This is a genomic window from Nocardia asteroides, assembly GCF_021183625.1.
GTDB classification, from domain to species: Bacteria; Actinomycetota; Actinomycetes; order Mycobacteriales; family Mycobacteriaceae; genus Nocardia; species Nocardia asteroides_A.
This window is the reverse complement of the sequence record NZ_CP089214.1, coordinates 2,700,906-2,719,663: the sequence shown is the minus strand read 5'-3', so window position 1 is coordinate 2,719,663 and position 18,758 is coordinate 2,700,906. Positions and strand designations below refer to the sequence as shown.

Below are 18,758 nucleotides of genomic sequence, written 5' to 3'. Positions count from 1 at the left end.
GGATTCACCGACCACCGCTCAAGCTCCGGCCCTCGTTGTCGACGACTCGTCCTCCAACGAGAATATTCCCCCGGTCCCCTGAGCGGCAGCCCAGAGGCGGGCATAGGGCCCATCGGCCCCTACAAGGGCATCGTGCGGACCGAGCTGAGTGATACGTCCGTTCTCCACGACGGCGATCAGGTCGGCTCGGGCGGCGGTCGCGAGCCGGTGCGCGACCACCACCGTGGTCCGGCCGCGGGCCAGCGAGGTGGCCGCTGCCAGCACCGATGCCTCGGCCGCCGGGTCGAGTGTGGAGGTGGCCTCGTCCAGTAGCAGCAGGTCGGGGTGGACCAGTTCGGCGCGGGCGAGCGCGATCAGCTGCCGCTGGCCCGCGGAGAGGCCGCGGCCGCGCTCGCCGACCGGCTGGCGCATGCCGTGCGGGAGCGCGGCGATCATCTCCGCGGCGCCGACCGCCGCGGCGGCGTCCGCGATCTCCGCGTCACTTGCGGAAGGTTTCCCGAATGCAATGTTGCCGGCAACGTCGCCGGCGAAGAGGTGAGCCTCCTGCGGCACGATGCCGAGCCGGGAGCGGTACTCGGCCAGCCGGTAGTCGCGGATGTCGACCTCGTCGACGTGTACCGCACCGCCCGCCGATTCCCGGGGCCCGGCCTCGCCGCCGACGGCCGAGGCCGGTGCGCCCGGCTGCTCGCGGGGCAGGTCGTAGAGGCGGGCCAGCAGCTTCACCACCGTGGACTTGCCCGCGCCGGTCGGGCCGACCAGCGCGAGGGTGGAGCCGGCCGGGATGTTCAGCTCGACCCCGTCCAGCGCGAACCGGTCGGTGCCCGGGTAGCGGAATCGCACGTCGCTCAGCGCGACCGCGCCGCGTAGTCCGTGCTCGATCGGCACCGCGTCGGCCGGGTCGGCGGCGATCGAGGATGGCGTGCGCAGCAGCTCGCCGATCCGGCGCAGCCCGACCCGCGCCTGCTGGTACCCGTCGAAGACCTGGGAGAGCTGGGTGACCGGGCCGAAGAGCAGCTGCAGGTAGAGCACGAAGGCGACCAGCGTGCCCGCGGTCACCGTGCCCGCCGCGACCTCGCGCGCGCCGACGTAGATCACCGCGGCCAGCGCCAGGTCGGCCCAGGCGACGACGAAGGCGAAGTAGAGCGCGATCGCGGTCTGCGCGCGCACCCTGCTGTCCCGGTAGCCGCGCGAGTACTCGGCGAAGCGCCTGGCCGCGCGCGGCTCGTGCCGGTTGGCCTGCACCGCGCGCAGCCCGCTCACGTTCTCCTGGAAGTCGGCGTTGACCGTGGAGACCCGCTCCCTGGAGACGGCGTAGGCGGTGGCGGAGAAGCGCCGGAAGAACACCGTGGCCAGGATCAGCGGCGGCAGCGTCGCCAGCACCACCGCGGCGAGCACCGGGTCGATGACGATCAGCGCCACCGCGATGCCGACCAGGGTGAGGCCGCCGACCAGCGTGGTCGCCACCCCGGTCTGCAGGAAGGTGGAGAGCGCGTCCACGTCGGTGGTCATCCTGGTCATGATCCGGCCGGAGAGCTCGCGCTCGTAGTAGTCGAGCCCGAGCCGCTGCAGGTGCGCGTAGCTGCGCACGCGCAGCCCGAAGAGCACCCGCTCGCCGGTGCGCGCGGTGAGCACCGTCGTCACCGCGGAGACCAGCCAGCCCGCCGCAACCAGCGCGATCCCGATCAGCGCGGCGAGCTCCAGCGCGCCGGTGTCGCCGCGGCCGACGCCGCTGTCCAGCGCGTAGCGGACCAGCGGCGGGAAGGCGATGCCGAGCAGCGCGTCCAGCGCGAGCAGCCCCATGACGGTGAGGACCAGCGTGCGCACCGGGCGCAGCAGCCTGGCCAGCCGGAAGCCGGGGTCGGGGGCGCGCAGCCGCTGCCCGTCGAAGCCGGGTTGCTCGGTGGCGGGCGGCAGCCGGTCGAGCGCGCGGCGCAGCTGGGGGGTCTCGCCGAGCCCCGCCGCGGCGCCCGCGAAACCGGCTCCGGCGCGGCGGGTTCCGGCGGCGGCGGGCAGCTCCGGCGCGAGCGGCTCGGGTGTCACGTGCTCCGGGGCGGGGAGCCGGATCACCCGGTCGGCGTGCGCGAGGGTGGATTCCCGGTGCGCGAGCACGATGGTGGTGCGGCCGCCGCGGTCGGGCAGCGCGGCGAAGATGGCGGCCTCGGTGACGGCGTCGACGGCGGAGGTGGCGTCGTCGAGCACGAGGACGCGCGGCCGGGCGAGCAGTGCGCGGGCCAGCGCGACGCGCTGCCGCTGCCCGCCGGAGAGGGTGAGGCCGCGCTCGCCGACCACGGTGTCGTAGCCGTCCGGCAGCTCGGCGATGAACTCGTCGGCGGCGGCCAGCCGGGCCGCGTGGCTGATCTCGGCGTCGGTCGCGTCGGGGTGGCCGAGCGCGATATTGGCCGCGATGGTGTCGGAGAAGAGGAAGGGGTCGTCGAAGACGACGCCGACGGCGCTGCGCAGGTCGGCGGCGCGCAGGTCGGCGATGTCGACCGGCTCGGCGCCGGGGGCGGTGAGCCGGATCCGCCCCGACTCCGGTGCGAAGAAGCGCGGGAGCAGCAGCGAGAGCGTGGTCTTGCCGGAGCCTGCCGGGCCGATGATCGCGACCGTCTCGCCGGGGCGGACGGTGAGGTCGACGTGGCGCAGCACCGGGCGGTCCGGGCCGAAACCGAAGGTCAGGTCCTCGATCTCGACGCCGAGCGGGCCGTCGGGCAGGGTGGCGGGGGCGGGCGGGTCGGTGAGCGTCGGCGCGGTGTCGATCACCTGGTTCACCCGCTCGGCGGCGGCCCTGGTGAGCTGGGCCATGATCACCACCGAGGTCATGGTGCGGGCGGTGGAGGTCATGGTCGCGACGTAGGCGGCGAAGGCGAGGAAGGTGCCGATCCCGATGCTGCCGCGCAGCGCGAGCAGCCCGCCGAAGCCGATCACCGCGACCAGCCCGACCTGCGGGATGGCGGCGACGGTCGGCGCGAAGCGGGAGTTCAGCCTCGCGGCGCGCATGCGCTCGGCGAAGAGCGAGCGGCCGTGCCGCTCCAGCAGGTCGACCATCCTCGACTCCTGCCCGAAGCCCTTCACCACCCGGACGCCGGTGACCGTCTCCTCGACGTGCTGGGCCAGCTCGGCGGCGCGCTGCTGGGCCGACCAGGTGGCGGCGTAGAGCCGGGGCCGCAGCCGGTAGACGACGATCGCGATGGCGGGGACGACGAGCAGCGCGATCAGCGCGAGCTGGGGTGCCAGCCAGAACATGACGGCGGCGGCGAGCACGAACTGCACCAGCGCCATGCCCGAGAGCGGGACCATGGCGAGCAGCCCCTGCACGAGCTGCAGGTCGGTGATCGAACGGGACACCACCTGACCGGTGCGGATGGCGTCCTGCCCGGCGCCGTCAAGGCGCTGCAGCGAGCCGAGCAGATCCAGCCGCAGGCCGTGCTGGACGTCGAGCGAGAGCCGCCCGGCGAGCAGCCTGCGGCCGAAGGCGGCGGCGAAGCGGGCGGCGGCCAGCGCGACCAGCAGCAGCGCCACGGTGCCGATCACCCCGGTGTCGCCGATCCCGGCGGCATCCACCGCGCGCTTGAGCAGCAGCGGTGCCGCGATCTCGACGAGTGCGCCGATCAGGATGGTCGTGACGACACCGGCCACGGTGGGGCGGTGTTCGAGACATCGGGTCCAGAGCCTGCGGATCCAGCCTGCTCCGGTGGTCGGGGTGTTCGTGGGCCGCCTCCTCGGGTGCGCGGATACTTCACCGACGGTAACGATCGGCACCGACACCGGAATTCCCCGGAGGTGGGGGAGAATCTAGAGCTCGGCTTCGCGCAGCGTCCACCAGCCGAAACCGCCGAGCCCGGCGGCCCAGAGCAGCAGCACGACGTAGGCCGCGGGCGTCGGGGCCAGGAAGCCGCTCTCCGGGAAGGCGCCGACCGCGACGGTGGAGATCGTCGCCGAGCCGGGCAGCAGCGCGACCAGCCACTCCACCTCGGCGGCGCGCGCCACCAGCCAGATCAGCGGCTCCAGCAGCACCAGCCAGCCGAGCAGCACCGCGAGCGCGGCGGCCACGCTGCGCAGCGCGAGTCCGAGCCCGGCGCCGATCACCGCCCAGCACACCGCGGCGAAGAGCCCGCCGCCGAACACCGTGCCCAGGCCGAGCCCGAACTCGACCTTCCCGCGGCCGAGCCCGACCAGCACACCGAGCCCGATCAGCGCGGTGACCACGGCGGCGGCCAGCCCGGCCGCGGCGGGCAGCGCGAGCTTGGCGGCGGCCAGCCGATCCCGGTTCGGGGTGAAGAGCACGGTGGTCGGCATGCCGCCGTTCCAGTACTCGCCCGCGGTGGCGAACACCCCGAGCACGGCGGCGGCCAGTGCGGCCACCCCGAAGGCCGGGTAGAGCCCGATCGAGGCGGCGCCGGTGGCAGGCTCGCCGGTGGGGTCGAGCGGCCCCGCGGTCAGTGCGGCGGCGACGGTCGAGATCAGCGCGGCGCCAGCCACGACGGCGGCGGCCGAGCCGATGCCGGGGACGCCGAGGAGTTTGCGGAGCTCGGAGCGCAGCGCGGGCAGGAGCTCGGTCGGCAGGTAATCGATCATCGGGAAACACCGTACGGCGCGGGCGGTTCCACGCGCCCGGCGCCGACCGCGGCGTGTCCGGCGAACGGGGAGAGCACGCCGGAGATGCCGCCGGGCGTGCGCGGCGCGGTGGCGGCCCGGTCGGTGAGCGCGGCCAGCACCCGGTCCGGGTGGATGGGGTCGGGGACGACGGCGGCGACGCGCACCTGCGCGGCCGCGGCGGCCTCACGGATGACCGCCTCGGTGGCCTCGGCCACCGCCAGCCGGCCGTCCGGGCGGATCACCGCGTCGGTGTAGCCGCGCGCGGCGAGGTGCGTGGCGAGCGCGATCGGGGTGGCGGCGTCGACGATCAGCCGGTCCGGGTAGCCGCGCCGCAGCTTGGCCGGGGTGCCCTGGTAGACGGCGGCGCCACCGGCCAGCAGCAGCAGCGCGTCGGCGGCGGGGAGCAGCGCGGCCAGGCTGCGACCGGTGACCACCGCGGCGCCGCCGCGTGCGGCGTGGGCGCGCAGCAGTTCGGCGAGCCAGTTGCGCTCGGCCGGGTCGAGGCCGTCGACCGGGTCGTCGAGGACAACCACCCGGGGGTCGGGGAGCAGCGCGGTGGCGATGGCGAGCCTGGTCTGCTCGCCGATGCCGAGCACCTCGATCCTGGTGCGGGTCTCGTCGCCGAGCCCGGCCAGCGCGGCGACCTCGTCGGCGCGGCCGTCCGGTACGTCGGCCGCGGCGGCGTAGGCGAGCAGGTGGTCGCGGACCCGGCGCTTGGCGGGCAGCCCGCGCGGGACGAGCACGCCGTTCACGGTGTGCGGGGTGCGCGGCGCCGCGCCGAACGCCTCGACCGTGCCGTGCGTCGGCGCGCGCAGCCCGAGCAGCACCCGGGCGAGCGTGGACTTCCCGGAGCCCGGCGGCCCGGCCACCGCCGTCACGGTGCCCGCGGGCACCGCGAACGAGATGTCCTCGAGCGCGGTGCTCGCGCCGTACCGGACGGCGAGCCCGCGCACCGCCAGCGCCGCCTCCGCCCCGAGGTGACCTGCCGAACCCACGTCCCCCGCGTCCGAACCGCGCACTCCGTCGGCGGCCCGGACGCCGATGCCTCCGGTCATCGCGCCGTCGGCGGGTGCGGCTTGCGGGTGGGCGCCGGATGGTGCCCGGCGGCGCGGGCGGGCGGCGACTTGCGCTGGCCCCGGCCGGAGTCGATGGCGGGCAGCGGATCGGCGTCGATCACCAGCGGGGCATCCCGCCAGTGCGTCGGCGCGGGCCCGAATGCCTTGCGCGAGTTCTCGACCGTGGTCTTGCCGAGGGCCCGGTTGCCGAGCCCGCCGATCACCGCGCCGATGCCCGCGGGCACCACCTTGCCCGCCATCAGCGCGGCCCGCTTGGTGAGGAACCGCACGATGAAGCGCTTGAGCAGGGAGTCGTTCATGGTCTGCAGCCCGGGGAGCTGCTTGGCGAAGGCGGTGCCCCAGTTCTTGGCCGAGTGCCCGATGGACTTCTGCACGATGTCCATGCCGCTCTCGCCGAGCACCACCGCGAGCACCAGCGCGCGGCGCTGCTCCTGCGCCTGCGGGGTGATGCCGTGCACCGAGGCCACCGCGAGCGTGTACACCGCGGAGGCCTCCATGAAGAAGGTGGTCTCCGCGCTCACCGCGGCCAGCGCGGCCATCGTGCCGACGCCGGGCACCGCCGCCGTCGCGCCGACCGCGCTGCCGCTGCCGGTGACGGCCATCAGGTACTGGTTCTCCAGCCGCTGGATGATCTGCGCCGGGGTCTCGTCGGGGTGGGCGCGCCGCAGCCGGTCCACGTACTTGGCCACCGCGGGGCCCTGTAGCCGCGAACCGGTGTCGAGCAGCTGTACCACCGTCTTCTCGAAGGCGTCCTTGAACATCATGGGCGTCTCCTCCTGTCCCGCTCGGCTGGTTGGAACTGTAGGGCACGGTGCCGACACAGCTCCCCTCGACAACGAAGTACCCAGTCCGCCGGGTTCCCCGCTCAGCCGAGGGCCGGAACCTCTTCGCCCGCGCGCGGCGGGGGCGGCGGCGTCCCGTCGCCGAACGGGCGCCCGCCGAGCTGCTCGCGGCCGTGCGGGGTGCGCCAATTCGCCAGGTCGGGGCCGACCGGGACCACACCGGTTGGGTTGATGTCCCGGTGCACCGCGTAGTAGTGCGTCTTGATCTGGCCGAAGTCGATGGTGTCGCCGAATCCAGGGGTCTGGAACAGGTCGCGGGCGTAGGCCCAGAGCACCGGCATCTCGCTCAGTTTGGTCCGGTTGCACTTGAAGTGGCCGTGGTAGACGGGGTCGAAGCGGGCCAGCGTGGTGAAGAGCCTGACATCGGCCTCGGTGATGGTGTCGCCGACCAGGTAGCGCTGCCCGGCGAGCCGCTCGGTGAGTTCGTCCAGCCGGGTGAACAGCCGGGCGTAGGCGCGCTCGTAGGCGTCCTGGTCGCCGGCGAAGCCACAGCGGTAGACGCCGTTGTTGACCTCGGTGAAGTTCTTCCGCGCGACCTCGTCGATCTCGTCCCGCAGGTGCGCCGGGTAGAGGTCGGGCGCGCCCTCCCGGTGGAACTCGGTCCACTCGGTGCAGAAGTCGAGGGTGATCTGCGGGTAGTCGTTGGTGACCACCTGGCCGGTGGCGATCTCGACCACGGCGGGCACGGTGATGCCGCGCGGGTAGTCCGGGAACCGGGCGAGGTAGGCGTCGCGCAGCCGGGGGATGCCGAGCACCGGGTCGACGCCGCCGGGGTCCAGGTCGAAGGTCCAGCTCAGTTTGTCGTGAGTGGGGCCGCAGAGCCCGAGCGAGAGCGCGCCCTCCAGGCCGAGCAGCCTGCGCACGATCAGCGTGCGGTTGGCCCACGGGCAGGCCCGCGCCGCGGCCAGCCGGTACCGCCCGGCCTCCGCCGGGTAGCCGTCGCGGCCGTCCGCGGTGATCCGGGTGGTGATGTAGTTGGTGTCCCGCTTGAACTCGCCCGGCTCCACGTAACTGCCCTGCGAACCGGAGCGATCCTCTGCCGACGTGGTCACGTGCCCCAGTCTGGCACGCCGGGCCGGGAACCCACCGCCTACGCTCTCCCGACATGAGCGGAACCGAACCGACACGCCTGGAACGCCGCAGCACCGATTCCGGCGCCGAGCTCGCCGTCCTCACCCTGGCGAACCCGCCGCTGAACCTGTTCGACCAGCCGCTGTTCGACGCGCTGGTCGCCGATATCGCCGAGCTCACCGCACACCCGCCGCGCGCGCTGCTGCTGCGCGCCGAGGGCAAGGTGGTCTCCGGCGGGGTGGACGTGCACGTCTTCGAGGGGCTGACGGTGGAGCAGGGCGCCCAGCTGTGGCGCTCGCTCTTCGAGACGATCATCCAGCCGCTCGAGGCGCTGCCCTGCCCGGTGGTCTTCGCCGCGCACGGCCTCACCCTCACCGCGGCCTTCGAGATCGCGCTGGCCTGCGACATCATCCTGGCGACGCCGACGGCCAGATTCGGGTTGGTGGAGACGGTGGTCGGGCTGACCCCGTCGATGGGCGGGCCGCAGCGGCTGGCCGAGCGCGCCGGCTCCGGCCGGGCCCGCGAGTTCGTGATGACCGGCGATCTCTACGCCGCCACCGTCATGGCCGAGTGGGGCGTGGTGAACGGGGTGCACGAGGACGTCGAGGCGGCGGCGCAGGCGCTCGTCACCCGGCTGGCCGACGGCCCGACCCGGGCGCACGCCGCGACCAAGGAGATCATCGGCGCCTGGCGCTCCGGCGGTGTCGCGCACGCGGATTCGGTGACGCCCGAGGTCTCCGGCGCGCTCTTCGGCACCGAGGATCTGCGCGGCGGGGTGCGCAGCTTCCTGCAGCAGGGGCCAGGGAAGGCGACCTACACCGGGCGGTGATCGGCGGACACGTTCTCCGGCTATCGCCACGAGATTGTGATGTGGGTCATATAGTCGGAGGTGCCTGGACGGTAGAGGCACCGGAGGATCCATGTCGCAGCAGTTCATCGTCGAATTTCCGCTGTCTGCGCAGCGCGTCTGCGACAACCCGCTCGCCCGCGGCGCGGACGGCGTGCTCCGCTACGGCAACCTGACCCCGGCGCTCACCGAGCTGCTCGACCTGCAGACGCACGCCTTCTCCACCCGCGAGGCCGTGGTGGAGATCGGGGGGCCGCGGCTCACCTACCGGGAGCTGTGGTACTCCGCATCCCGGATCGCGGGCGGGCTGCAGGAGCACGGCATCGGCTACGGCGACCGGGTGGCGGTGCAGCTGCCCGGCGGCGCGCGCTGGGTGCAGGCCTTCCTCGGCGCGCTGCTCAGCGGTGCGGTGCCGGTCCTGGTCGACGCCGCGCTGCCCGCCGCCGCGGCGGCGCGGGTGATCGCCGACAGCGGCGCCGACTTCGTGCTCGGCACCGGCGGCATCAGGAACTCCGCCGCGTCCGGCATGCCGGACGGCGCCGCCTTCATCGACGACGGCGCCGCGCTCAACGACCTCGCCCTGCTCTGCTACACCAGCGGCTCGTCCGCCCCGCGCGGGGTCGAGCTGACCAACGAGAACCTGCTCTCCGCGATTCGCTCGGTCGTCTCCGCGCTCGACCTGCCCACCGACGGGCTGCGCAACCTGGTGCTGCTGCCGCTGGCGCACGCGAGCGGCTGCGTCGACCAGGTGCTGCCCACCTTCGCGGTCGGCGGGACGGTGGTGCTCGTCCCGGATCGGGCGCGGCTGGCCGAGGCGATCGAGACCGAGCGGGTGGACATGGTCTCCGGCACCCCGCGGATCTTCACCGAGCTGCTGCCCGCGCTCACCGCGGGCGGGGCCGGGCGCGAGCACGTGGCCAGGATCAGCAAGGCCGGGCACCGGGCGGACCGGGCCGCTGCGCCCGGCGTGCTCGCCGACGCGCTGCGCGCGGCCTTCCCCGAGGCCAGGCAGTGGTCGGTCTGGGGGGCCACCGAGACCAGCGGGATCGGGCTCTCGACCGAGGACACCGCCGATGCCGCGGCGTTCCGCGCGACCGGCAGCGTGCTCGGCTTCCCGTTCGGCGGCACCGAGCTGGCGCTCTGGGGGCCGCGCGCGGACGCGGGCCGCGGCGAGCTGCTCTGCCGCGGGCCCAACGTCACCCGGCGCTACTGGAACGACCCGGCGACCACCGCCGCCCGCTTCACCGGCACCTGGTTCCACACCGGCGACCTGGTCACCATCGAGCCGGACGGGCTGGTCCGGCGCGGCGTCGCGCGCTGAGCGGGCTGTCAGTCGAGCAGGCGGGCGCGCAGCCGGTCGCGCAGCTCGCCGGTGAGGCCGAGCGCGGTGTAGTAGCGCTCCGGGTCGCCGTGGAACTCGCGCACGCCGTCGGTGGCGACGGCCAGGTACTCGGGGCGCACGCCGAGCAGGTCGTCGGAGACCTCGGTGTCCTGCTCGGCCCCAGCGGCGGCGATCATCTCGCGCAGCGCGGGCACCGCGTCGTTGCTGCGCAGGTAGTCGGCGAGCACCTCGTCCTCGGCGACGCCGACCGCGCGCAGCAGCGTCGCCACCGCCCAGCCGGTGCGGTCCTTGCCCGCCGCGCAGTGCACCAGGGTCGCCCCGGTGCCGTTCGCGATCGACCCGGCCAGCTCGAGGATGGCCAGGTTCGCCTCCGGCATGGCCGGGAAGAGGCGGTAGACCTCGAGCATGTGCGTGCGGGCGGTGTCGGTCGCCATGGCGTCGTGCGGCGGCGCCTCGCCCATCCTGGAGTCGAACGGGGTGACGGCGACGCGCACGCCGTCCGGGACGACGTCGGCGCCGAAGTGATCGATCTCACGAAGGCCGCGCAGGTCGTGCACCGCGGTGACGTTCAGATCGCGGAGCTGCGTGCGTCCCCGTGCGTCGAGGTTGGCGAGCGCGGCGGAGCGGAGCAGCACGCCGGAGCGGACGGTGCCGCCCCCGGCGGTGCGGAGCCCGCCCACGTCACGGAAGTTGAAGGTGCCGGAGAGCCGCAGGTGGTCGGCGGAGGGCGAGACGGTCACGTTGCCCAGGCTAACGGTTGGTGCCGGGGCGGCACCGGGCTGTATGCCTGCAACGAATCGATGTAGCCTGTGGCATCACGCACATCCGGACAGCGTGGTCCGGATTCGGCCGTACAGTGGTCGTTCGAGGTGGCAGCATCGGTGCTGCCCCCATGTCGGCCGTCGGTTGCCGACGGCCCGGAACATGCGTCCCGCGGGGATGGCGGCGAGCATGGTCGATTGCGAAGGCGTTCCGGTTGGATAACAAAACATTCTTTTAGTCTGGAATAACCGGTGAGCGCTGGGCTCAAACCCCGGAAGCACTTACCATTGCCGGATGATAGACCGGGAGTCCCGCAATTTCGGGGATGAGCGTTCGGTTTCCGGTGCTCCAGTTCTGTCGAGGGAGTCGTTGTTGAGCGTACGGGGAGAGATGGTGAAGACCCGGCTGCGGCCGACGATCTCCGAAGCGGTCGAGCAGGCTGCCGCTTCGCTCGATCACGGCGGCATGCGCGGGCTCCGGGTGCTGCTGCACGCCGGGATGAGCGCGTACTGGCCGCTGGTCAAGGGCGCGCCGGTCAAGCAGGTGCGGGCCTACGAGGGCACCCTGCAGTCGCTGCGGCTGCGCTGGGAGACGGGGGCGGGCTGCCTGCCGAGCGCGGGCACGGCCGGGATCTTCGCCGAGATGGATCGGCAGGCTGTCGCCTTCCTCGAGCTGTGCGCGGAGCGCTCCGGGATGAAGTGGCTGGAGCCGGTGGAGGCGGTGGCCGCGTATGCCGTCTCGGTGCTGCACGGCACCGTGCTGCGCTGGCTCTCCGACTGCGACGACGAGACCATGCTCGTCGTGCTGGACGACCTGGTGAGCAGCCTGGCCGCGCGCGCCGTCGAGAACTGATCGGCGCTTTGCTGGACGTTTGACCAATTGGGTGGTCTAGTTACTGGGTGCCCGCCATCGACCTCGCGCGGCCCGCGGCCGCGACCCCGCCGATCGCCCGCCTGCATGCCGCGACGGCCGATCTCGACCCGCCGCTCGCCGCGCTCGACCTGAGCCGGCTGCGCGCCAATGCCGCCGATCTGGTGCGCCGCGCAGGCGGCACCCCGATCCGGGTGGCGAGCAAATCCGTGCGCTGCCGCGCGGTGCTCGAGGAGGTGCTCGGCGCCGGGCTGACCGCCTCCGGTGGCTTCCGCGGCATCATGGCCTACTCGCTCAGCGAGGCATTGTGGCTGGTCCGGGCCGGTGCCGCGGATGTGCTGCTCGGCTACCCGACGGTGGACCGCGCCGCGCTGGCCGAGCTCGCCGCCGACGCCGCCGCCCGCGCCGCCGTCACCCTGATGATCGACGACCCCGCGCACCTGGAGCTGATCGCCGCCGCCACCGGCAACCGCGCCGGGCTGCGGGTCTGCCTCGACGTGGACGCCTCGCTGCGGCTCGGCCCGCTGCACCTCGGCGTGCGCCGCTCCCCGCTGCGCACCCCCGAGCAGGCCGCGGATCTGGCCTACGCCGCGAAGCGCGCGGGGTTCGCGGTGGTCGGGGTGATGACCTACGAGGCGCAGATCGCCGGGCTGCCGGACGCCAACCCCGCGGTGCGGCTGGTGAAGCGGGCCTCGGCCGCGGAGATCGGGGGCAGGCGCGCGCGGGTCGTCGATGCGGTGCGAGCGGTCGTCGGCGAGCTGGAGATCGTGAACGCGGGCGGCACCGGTTCGGTCGAGGTCAGCGCGGGCAGCGCGGCGGTCACCGAGGTGACCGCCGGGTCCGGGCTGTACGTGCCGACGCTCTTCGACAACTACCGCTCCTTCACCCCGCGCCCCGCGCTCTACTTCGCGCTCCCGGTGCTGCGCAGGCCGACGCCGTCGATCGCGACGGTCTTCGCCGGCGGCTACATCGCCTCCGGCCCGGCCGGTGCCGCCCGGGTGCCGAAGCCGGTGTGGCCGGGGCGGTTGCGGCTGCTCGGGGCCGAGGGCGCGGGCGAGGTGCAGACTCCGCTGGCCGGGGCGCGCGGGCTGCGGCTCGGCGACCGGGTCTGGTTCCGGCATGCCAAGGCGGGCGAGCTGTGCGAGCGCTTCGACCGGCTGTTCCTCGTCGACGCCGACGGCGGCCGCACCGAGGTGCCGACCTATCGCGGCGAAGGAAAGTGCTTCGGCTGAATTCGGTCCGGTAGTGGTGAGAATTGTTCGCATACCGATTGGTCCATTTATCTGTGACGGTCGGTACGGCGCACAAACTTCCGCCTGGAATTGTGTGGGTGAATTCAGCTCAGCCGCAGCAGCGCCGAGAGTTCGGCCAGTTCGGCCGGGTCGGCGGGCAGGTACTCGGTGAGCAGCGGTGAGCGGATGATGGTGGCGTGCCACAGGGCGCGGCCGAGCGCGGCGCGCAGCATCCGGGCGGCCACCAGCGCGCGCACCGCGCCGGGCGCGTCCACCGGCGCCGAGACGGTCGCCGAGACCAGCACCACCGCCGCCTCCCTGCCGCGGAACCGCTCCGGGGTGCCGACCAGCACGTCGTCGATCCTGGCGCGCTCCAGCAGGGTCCGGATCAGCGCCACCTGCGGGCCGTAGGGCGCCACCACGAAGATGTCGTGCGGGTGCAGCCTGCGGGCGCCGCTCCCGCTGGTCCAGGTGCCGGTGAGCAGGGTGCGGACCCGGCGCACGACTTCCCGCGCCTCGGGTTCGCAGACGGTGCTGTGGCCGCGGTGCGGGATGAGCACGGTCTCGATGCCCGGCGGCACGATGTCGAGGGCGCGGCCGCCGGGCACCGTCCGCGCCGCGCCGAGCCGCCCGTCGTACCAGAGTGCGGAGAGCGGGCCGCACACCGCCGGGTGCAGCCGCCTGGTGCGGTCGAGCAGATAGCCGGTGGCGGCCGGGACGGTCCGGTGCGGTCCGATCCGCAGCCCGAGCGCCGAGCGCGGCGGCCCGGCGTGCTCCAGGTCGCCGAGCAGCAGCAGGGAGCGGGCGCTGACCGCGGCGGCCAGTGCGTCGGCCGGGGCGCAGCGGCCCGCGTCGGCGACGATGAGCAGGTCGAGCGCGCCGCGCGGCACCCGCGCGGGGTCGGCGAAGTCGGCGGGCAGCCCGCCGACGACGCAGCCGTTCACCGCGGTCTCCAGGAAGCGCGGGTAGCGGGCGCCGTCGATCACCGCCCACTCCGGGGCCACCGAGATCACGTCCTTCTTGGCCACCAGCTCGGGGAGCACCCCGGCCCGCACCACGGCATCGAGCAGCTGCTCGACGGTACGGTGGCCGTCCGGTGCGGTGATGCCGATCCGCCACCGGTCCCCGGCGAGCAGCCCGGCCACCACCCGCGCGATGGTGGAGATCTTGCCGGTGCCCGCGGGCGCCTGCACCGCGAGCACCGAATCGTCGAGCGCGCGCACGGCCTCGGTGATGGCGGCGGCGTGGTCGCCGTGCACCGGGGGGAGGCCGGACAGGTCACCGCGCAGGCGCGGGGGGCGGCGGGCGAGCAGGTCGAAGGGGGCGCCCGCGGGCATGTCCGGGAGGGTGACCAGGACGGTGTCGGCGAGCTCCTCCAGGGCGCGCTCGACGGCGCGGTCCGGGTGCGGAGGGCGCGGGGCAAGGGCGATGGGCATGGCGTCGGAGGGCTCCCTCCCCTCGGGGAGCACCTCCTCCAGCCGGACGGTGTCGGCGAACTCGGTGTCGGGGGAGCAGCCGAGCACCACGGCGGCGGTGACCGTGCGCAGGCCGGGGGCTGCGGGGTCGGGGTGGTCGTAGTAGGCGTGCACGGGGGTGCCGGGGGCGGGGACGGTGGAGCCGAGGCGGCTGCCTGCGCCGGTGCCGAAGCGGCCGGTGAGGGTGAGGTAGCGGCGCAGCCCGGTGCCGTGCGGGGGGCGGTGCCACTTGGTGTCGACGGTGCCCCACTCGGCGACGAGCACGCCCGGCTCGTCGGCCCAGTCCGCCACCGGGTCGGCGCGGCGCGCCCGGTGCGCGTCCCAGAGCGGGCCGCGCTGCCTGCGGTGGTGGCCGAGCGCATCGGCGAGCAGCGCCGCCGGGTGCCCGGAATCGGCGCGGGCGCGGGCGAATTCGGCAAGGGCCGCCTCCAGGGAGGAGGGGCCGTCCGGGTCGGGCACGCGGGGGAGCGGGGGGCGGGGCGGGATGCCGTACCGGTCCGCGAGTGCCCGCAGGGCGGCGCGGATGCGGAGGACGCGGTCGGCGTCGGTCTCCGCGACGGGTTCGCCCGCGTCGCGGGGGACCAGGCGGTCGAGGGCGGCGGCTACCTGGGTCACCCGGTAGACCGGCGCCCTGACCCCGGGCAGCAGCGGCTCGGGGGAGGGCTCCGGCTCCCCCGCCAGGACCAGCGTGGAGCGCACGACCGGCGCGAGGTCGACGACGGCGTCCGCGGCGAAGAGCTCCTCGAGCAGCTCCTCGTCGCCGGGGCCGGTCTGGTGCGCGTGCAGCAGCGCGCGCACCTCGGCGCCGTGGTGGTAGAGGTGCGCGCCGGGGAGCTCGGCCCGCAGCCGCTCGAGGACCGGCCGTAACCCGTTCGCGCCGACGGGTATGCGCAGCGCGAAGTCCGGCCCCGCCACGAGCAGGGCGGGGCCGGGCGCGGCCGCGATCCCGATATCGCCGGGCGTGCTCGGCGGCAGCGCGGAGAGCGCGTCGGCTCCCGCGGTGTCGGCGACCGGGTGCCCGGCGGCCTCCGCGCGCACCTGCACCCGCGCCTGCCTGCGCAGTGCGGTCGCGGTGCGCACCGGCAGCCCGGGCAGCTCGGCGGTGGAGCTCGCCAGCCGGTCGACGGTGCCGATCCCGGCGGCGCGCAGCAGCGCCGCCGTGCCCGGGTCGATCCCGGCCACCAGCCCGACGTCCCGCGCGCTGCGCGCCGCCGCCCGGCAGGCGGCGCAGCGCCCGCAGGCCAGGTAGCGCGGGTCGCCCCACTGCACCGGGAGCAGCTCGGCGGACTGCTCGGCGACGATGTGCTCGAAGCGCGCCCGCCGCGCCAGGTAGACCGGGAGCGCGGCGTCGAGCGGGAGCTCGGTGCCGCCGATCCGCAGCACCGGCGCGGGCAGCGCGCCCGCGGCGCTCAGCAGGTCGGCGCAGGCCGCCAGCTCGAGCGCGGCGCGCACCGGGTCGGCGGCGTTCGCGGCGACCGGGGTGTACCGCACCCGGTGGTCCGCGCGGACGAGCCGCTCCGCGCTCGCGGCGGTGCGCCCGTCGAAGAGCACGGCATCGGTGATCTCGGCCACGCCGCCGCGCAGCGCGGCGAGCGTGCGCTCGTTCCCGGCCAGCAACCGGTCCAGCTCGGCGGCGGAATCCGCGCGCGGCGCGGCGATCTCGGCGTCCAGGGCGCGCAGCACCGTGAATTCGCAGCGCGCGGCAGCGATCAGGTCGGCCGGTGCGGCGACGACCACGTCACCGATGACGAGCAAACGCGGCCCTCCTGTCTCGTCGCGGGCTCACCGGTGTCGGCGAATCGACGGCAAGACTACGGTGCTCACCGCGCGAAACGGGGGATCAGGACCGCGGTTTGCGCCGCTCCGGCGCGCGCCACGGCCCCTCGCGGCGCGGCCCGCGCGGCATCGCGCGGTGCTGCGGCGAGCCGTGGTCGAGCTGCAGCTGGATCAGCACGCCGCTGATCCTGGTGCGGCGCAGCGCCTCCAGCGTCTCGGCGGGCAGGTTCGCGGGCAGCTCGACCAGGCTGTGGTCCGGCCGGATGCTGATGTGCCCGAAATCGCTGCGGCGCAGCCCGCCCTCGTTGGCGATGGCGCCGACGATCGCGCCCGGCACCACGCGGTGCCGCTTGCCGACGCTGATCCGGTAGGTGGCCAGCTCGGCGCCGGTGCCGCGGTGATGGCCGCCACCGCCACCGCCGCCCTCGTCGTCGAAGCCGCGCTGCCGCTCCGGGCGTTCCCGGCGCGGGCGCTCGACCGGCTCCGGCTCGGGCTGCATGAAGAAGTTCTTGCCGTCGTGCGAGCCGACCGCCAGCGCCGCCGCGATGTCGATGAGCGGGGTGTTGTGCTCGCGCTCGTACTCCTCGATCAGGGTGCGGAAGAGCGCCAGGTTCTCCGAGGAGAGGTTGTCGGTGATCGCGTCGCCGAACTTGCTGACCCGCTGCGCGTTCACGTCGTCGACGCTGGGCAGCTGCATCTCGGTGAGCGGGTGCCTGGTGGCGCGCTCGATCGACTTGAGCAGGTGCCGCTCGCGCGGGGCGACGAAGAGCAGCGCCTCGCCGGAGCGCCCGGCCCGGCCGGTGCGGCCGATCCGGTGCACGTACGACTCGGTGTCGTGCGGGATGTCGTAGTTCACCACGTGCGAGATGCGGTCGACGTCGAGGCCGCGGGCGGCGACGTCGGTGGCGACCAGGATGTCCAGCGCACCGGACTTGAGCTGCCCGATGGTGCGCTCGCGCTGGTTCTGCGCGATGTCGCCGTTGATCGCGGCGGCGGAGAAGCCGCGGGCCCGCAGCTTCTCGGCGAGCTCCTCGGTGGCCTGCTTGGTCCGGACGAAGAGGATCATCGCCTCGAACGACTCGACCTCGAGGATCCGGGTCAGCGCGTCCAGCTTGCGCTGGTGCGAGACCTGCACCCAGCGCTGGGTGATGTTGGTGGCGGTCGAGGTCTTCGACTTGACCGTGATTTCGACCGGGTCGTGCAGGTACTGCTTGGAGATCTTGCGGATGGCGCCGGGCATGGTCGCGGAGAAGAGCGCGACCTGCTTGTCGTTCGGAGTGTCGGCGAGGATGCGCTCGACGTCCTCCTGGAAGCCCATCTTGAGCATCTCGTCGGCCTCGTCGAGCACCAGGTAGCGCAGCCCGGAGAGGTCGAGCGTGCCCTTCTCCAGGTGGTCGATGACGCGGCCGGGCGTGCCGACCACCACCTGGGCGCCGCGGCGCAGCCCGGAGAGCTGCACGCCGTAGCTCTGCCCGCCGTAGATGGGCAGCACGTTCAGCCCGGGGATGTGCGTGGCGTAGCGGCCGAACGCCTCGGCGACCTGGATCGCGAGCTCGCGGGTCGGCGCGAGGACCAGCGCGCGCGGCTTCCGGTCCGCGGTGTCCAGCCCCATCAGGATCGGGATGGCGAAGGCCGCGGTCTTGCCGGTGCCGGTCTGCGCGAGGCCGACCACGTCGGCGCCTGCCAGCAGCGGCGGGATCGTCGCGGCCTGGATCGGCGACGGCGACTCGTAGCCGACATCGGCGATGGCGCGCAGGATCCGCTCATCGATGCCGAGTTCGGCGAAGGTGGGTGGTGCGTCGGCTGCGGGCTCTGCGGGCGAATCGGCGCTGGTCTCGACGGTGGAGCCGCCCTCGGTGCTGCCGGTGGAACCGTGCGTCGCCGCTGTGACCGGGCTGCCGGTCGCGAAATCGCCGGTCGTACCCTCGCCTTCGCGGGGGTCCCCATTGTCGCCGGGAACGGTGTCGACCTCATTGATGCTCATTGACCAGCAGTTTACTGCGTGGCGGTGGTCTCACCCGCAGCCGGGCCATACCGTGGTTCCCATGTCGTCACCGATCGTCGCGGTCGTCCAGTTCGCGCCATCCACCGATCCGGTCGCCAACCTCCGCGCGCTGCGCGAACCGGTCGCCGATGCCGCCGGGCGCGGCGCGGCCGTCGTGCTCGCCCCCGAGTACGCGATGTACGCGGTGACCAGGCTCGACGAGCGGGTGGTCGCGGTCCGCGAGCCGCTCACGGGGCCCTTCGTCACCGGGCTCGGGGCGCTGGCGAAGGAGTTCGGCGTGCACCTGGTGGCCGGGATCGTGGAGGAGGTGCCGGACGAGCCGGAGCGCATCCACAACACCCTCGTCGTGCTCGACCCGAGCGGCGAGCTCGTCGCCACCTACCGCAAGGTGCACCTCTACGACGCCTTCGGGCACCGCGAGTCCGACGTGGTCGCGCCCGGCGCCATCACCGAGCCGCCGGTGTTCACCGTCGGCGACACCGTCTTCGGGCTGCAGACCTGCTTCGACCTGCGCTTCCCCGAGGGCGCGCGGCGGGTGGCTGCGGCCGGTGCGCAGGTGCTGCTGCTGCCCGCGCAGTGGATCCCCGGTCCGGGCAAGGTCGACCAGTGGACGACGCTGCTGCGCGCGCGGGCCATCGAGAACACCGTCTACGTCGCCGCCGCCGACCAGGCCGAGCCGCGCGGCGCGGGCGCGTCGATGATCGTCGGCCCGGCGGGCGCGGTGCTCGCCGAACTGGGCGCCGAGCCCGGTGTGCTGACCGCCGCCGTCGACGCCGCGGAACTCGCCGCCGTCCGGCGCGCGAATCCGAGCCTGGAGCTGCGCCGATTCACCGTGGTGGAGCGCGTTCCGGAGTAGCGTCGGGG

Annotated in this window: 13 protein-coding genes; 5 read left to right on the top strand and 8 right to left on the bottom strand. The window is 74.2% G+C overall.

Features of this window, described 5'->3' with window-relative positions:
- Positions 1-18: 18 nt before the first annotated feature.
- The 5 genes from LTT61_RS13135 to LTT61_RS13115 form a co-directional block, all read right to left on the bottom strand.
- Positions 19-3,678 carry an ABC transporter ATP-binding protein gene (locus LTT61_RS13135; RefSeq protein ID WP_233020991.1) on the bottom strand — a complete coding sequence of 1,220 codons (3,660 nt, stop codon included), beginning with the start codon at positions 3,676-3,678 and terminating at the stop codon, positions 19-21.
- A 114-nt stretch (positions 3,679-3,792) separates the two neighbouring features.
- Positions 3,793-4,575 carry an ABC transporter permease gene (locus tag LTT61_RS13130; protein WP_233020227.1) on the bottom strand — a complete coding sequence of 261 codons (783 nt, stop codon included), beginning with the start codon at positions 4,573-4,575 and terminating at the stop codon, positions 3,793-3,795.
- Entirely contained in the window at positions 4,572-5,651 is a 1,080-nt protein-coding gene (locus tag LTT61_RS13125; RefSeq protein WP_233020225.1) for an ATP-binding cassette domain-containing protein, read from the bottom strand. Before LTT61_RS13125 ends, LTT61_RS13130 begins: the two co-directional genes overlap by 4 nt.
- On the bottom strand, positions 5,648-6,433 hold the full coding sequence (locus LTT61_RS13120) for a hypothetical protein (RefSeq protein WP_233020990.1): 786 nt from the start codon (positions 6,431-6,433) through the stop codon (positions 5,648-5,650). The genes LTT61_RS13125 and LTT61_RS13120 overlap by 4 nt, the downstream gene beginning before the upstream one ends.
- 104 nt (positions 6,434-6,537) lie before the next feature.
- Entirely contained in the window at positions 6,538-7,566 is a 1,029-nt protein-coding gene (locus tag LTT61_RS13115; RefSeq protein WP_233020224.1) for a glutathione S-transferase family protein, read from the bottom strand.
- 53 nt (positions 7,567-7,619) lie between these two features.
- On the opposite strand from LTT61_RS13115, the gene LTT61_RS13110 reads away from it, so the two are divergent.
- Both LTT61_RS13110 and LTT61_RS13105 read left to right on the top strand, forming a co-directional pair.
- On the top strand, positions 7,620-8,414 hold the full coding sequence (locus LTT61_RS13110) for an enoyl-CoA hydratase/isomerase family protein (protein WP_233020222.1): 795 nt from the start codon (positions 7,620-7,622) through the stop codon (positions 8,412-8,414).
- 91 nt (positions 8,415-8,505) lie between these two features.
- A complete protein-coding gene (locus LTT61_RS13105; RefSeq protein ID WP_233020221.1) occupies positions 8,506-9,753 on the top strand; it encodes a class I adenylate-forming enzyme family protein in 1,248 nt (415 codons plus the stop codon).
- An 8-nt stretch (positions 9,754-9,761) separates the two neighbouring features.
- On the opposite strand, the gene LTT61_RS13100 is transcribed toward LTT61_RS13105, so the two are convergent.
- On the bottom strand, positions 9,762-10,514 hold the full coding sequence (locus LTT61_RS13100; protein WP_233020219.1) for a tyrosine-protein phosphatase: 753 nt from the start codon (positions 10,512-10,514) through the stop codon (positions 9,762-9,764).
- A 394-nt stretch (positions 10,515-10,908) separates the two neighbouring features.
- Here LTT61_RS13100 and LTT61_RS13095 point away from each other — a divergent pair, with 394 nt between their 5' ends.
- Entirely contained in the window at positions 10,909-11,388 is a 480-nt protein-coding gene (locus LTT61_RS13095; RefSeq protein WP_233020217.1) for a TetR family transcriptional regulator, read from the top strand.
- 47 nt (positions 11,389-11,435) lie between these two features.
- On the top strand, positions 11,436-12,638 hold the full coding sequence (locus tag LTT61_RS13090) for an alanine racemase (RefSeq protein ID WP_233020215.1): 1,203 nt from the start codon (positions 11,436-11,438) through the stop codon (positions 12,636-12,638).
- A gap of 104 nt (positions 12,639-12,742) precedes the next feature.
- Here LTT61_RS13090 and LTT61_RS13085 read toward each other — a convergent pair whose 3' ends face one another.
- On the bottom strand, positions 12,743-15,868 hold the full coding sequence (locus LTT61_RS13085; RefSeq protein ID WP_233020214.1) for an AAA domain-containing protein: 3,126 nt from the start codon (positions 15,866-15,868) through the stop codon (positions 12,743-12,745).
- Positions 15,869-15,953: 85 nt separating this feature from the next.
- Positions 15,954-17,873, bottom strand: coding sequence for a DEAD/DEAH box helicase (locus LTT61_RS13080; RefSeq protein WP_233020213.1), 1,920 nt, complete (start codon positions 17,871-17,873; stop codon positions 15,954-15,956).
- Positions 17,874-17,934: 61 nt separating this feature from the next.
- Here LTT61_RS13080 and LTT61_RS13075 point away from each other — a divergent pair, with 61 nt between their 5' ends.
- Positions 17,935-18,750, top strand: a complete 816-nt coding sequence (locus tag LTT61_RS13075; protein WP_233020211.1) for a carbon-nitrogen hydrolase family protein — start codon at positions 17,935-17,937, stop codon at positions 18,748-18,750.
- Positions 18,751-18,758: the final 8 nt, after the last annotated feature.

Bases quoted from the DNA above. Each gene is read 5' to 3' on its own strand.
- LTT61_RS13130 (WP_233020227.1), bottom strand. From the start codon at position 4,575: ATGATCGATTACCTGCCGACCGAGCTCCTGCCCGCGCTGCGCTCCGAG.
- LTT61_RS13125 (WP_233020225.1), bottom strand. From the start codon at position 5,651: ATGACCGGAGGCATCGGCGTCCGGGCCGCCGACGGAGTGCGCGGTTCG.
- LTT61_RS13120 (WP_233020990.1), bottom strand. From the start codon at position 6,433: ATGTTCAAGGACGCCTTCGAGAAGACGGTGGTACAGCTGCTCGACACC.
- LTT61_RS13110 (WP_233020222.1), top strand. From the start codon at position 7,620: ATGAGCGGAACCGAACCGACACGCCTGGAACGCCGCAGCACCGATTCC.
- LTT61_RS13105 (WP_233020221.1), top strand. From the start codon at position 8,506: ATGTCGCAGCAGTTCATCGTCGAATTTCCGCTGTCTGCGCAGCGCGTC.
- LTT61_RS13080 (WP_233020213.1), bottom strand. From the start codon at position 17,873: ATGAGCATCAATGAGGTCGACACCGTTCCCGGCGACAATGGGGACCCC.
- LTT61_RS13075 (WP_233020211.1), top strand. From the start codon at position 17,935: ATGTCGTCACCGATCGTCGCGGTCGTCCAGTTCGCGCCATCCACCGAT.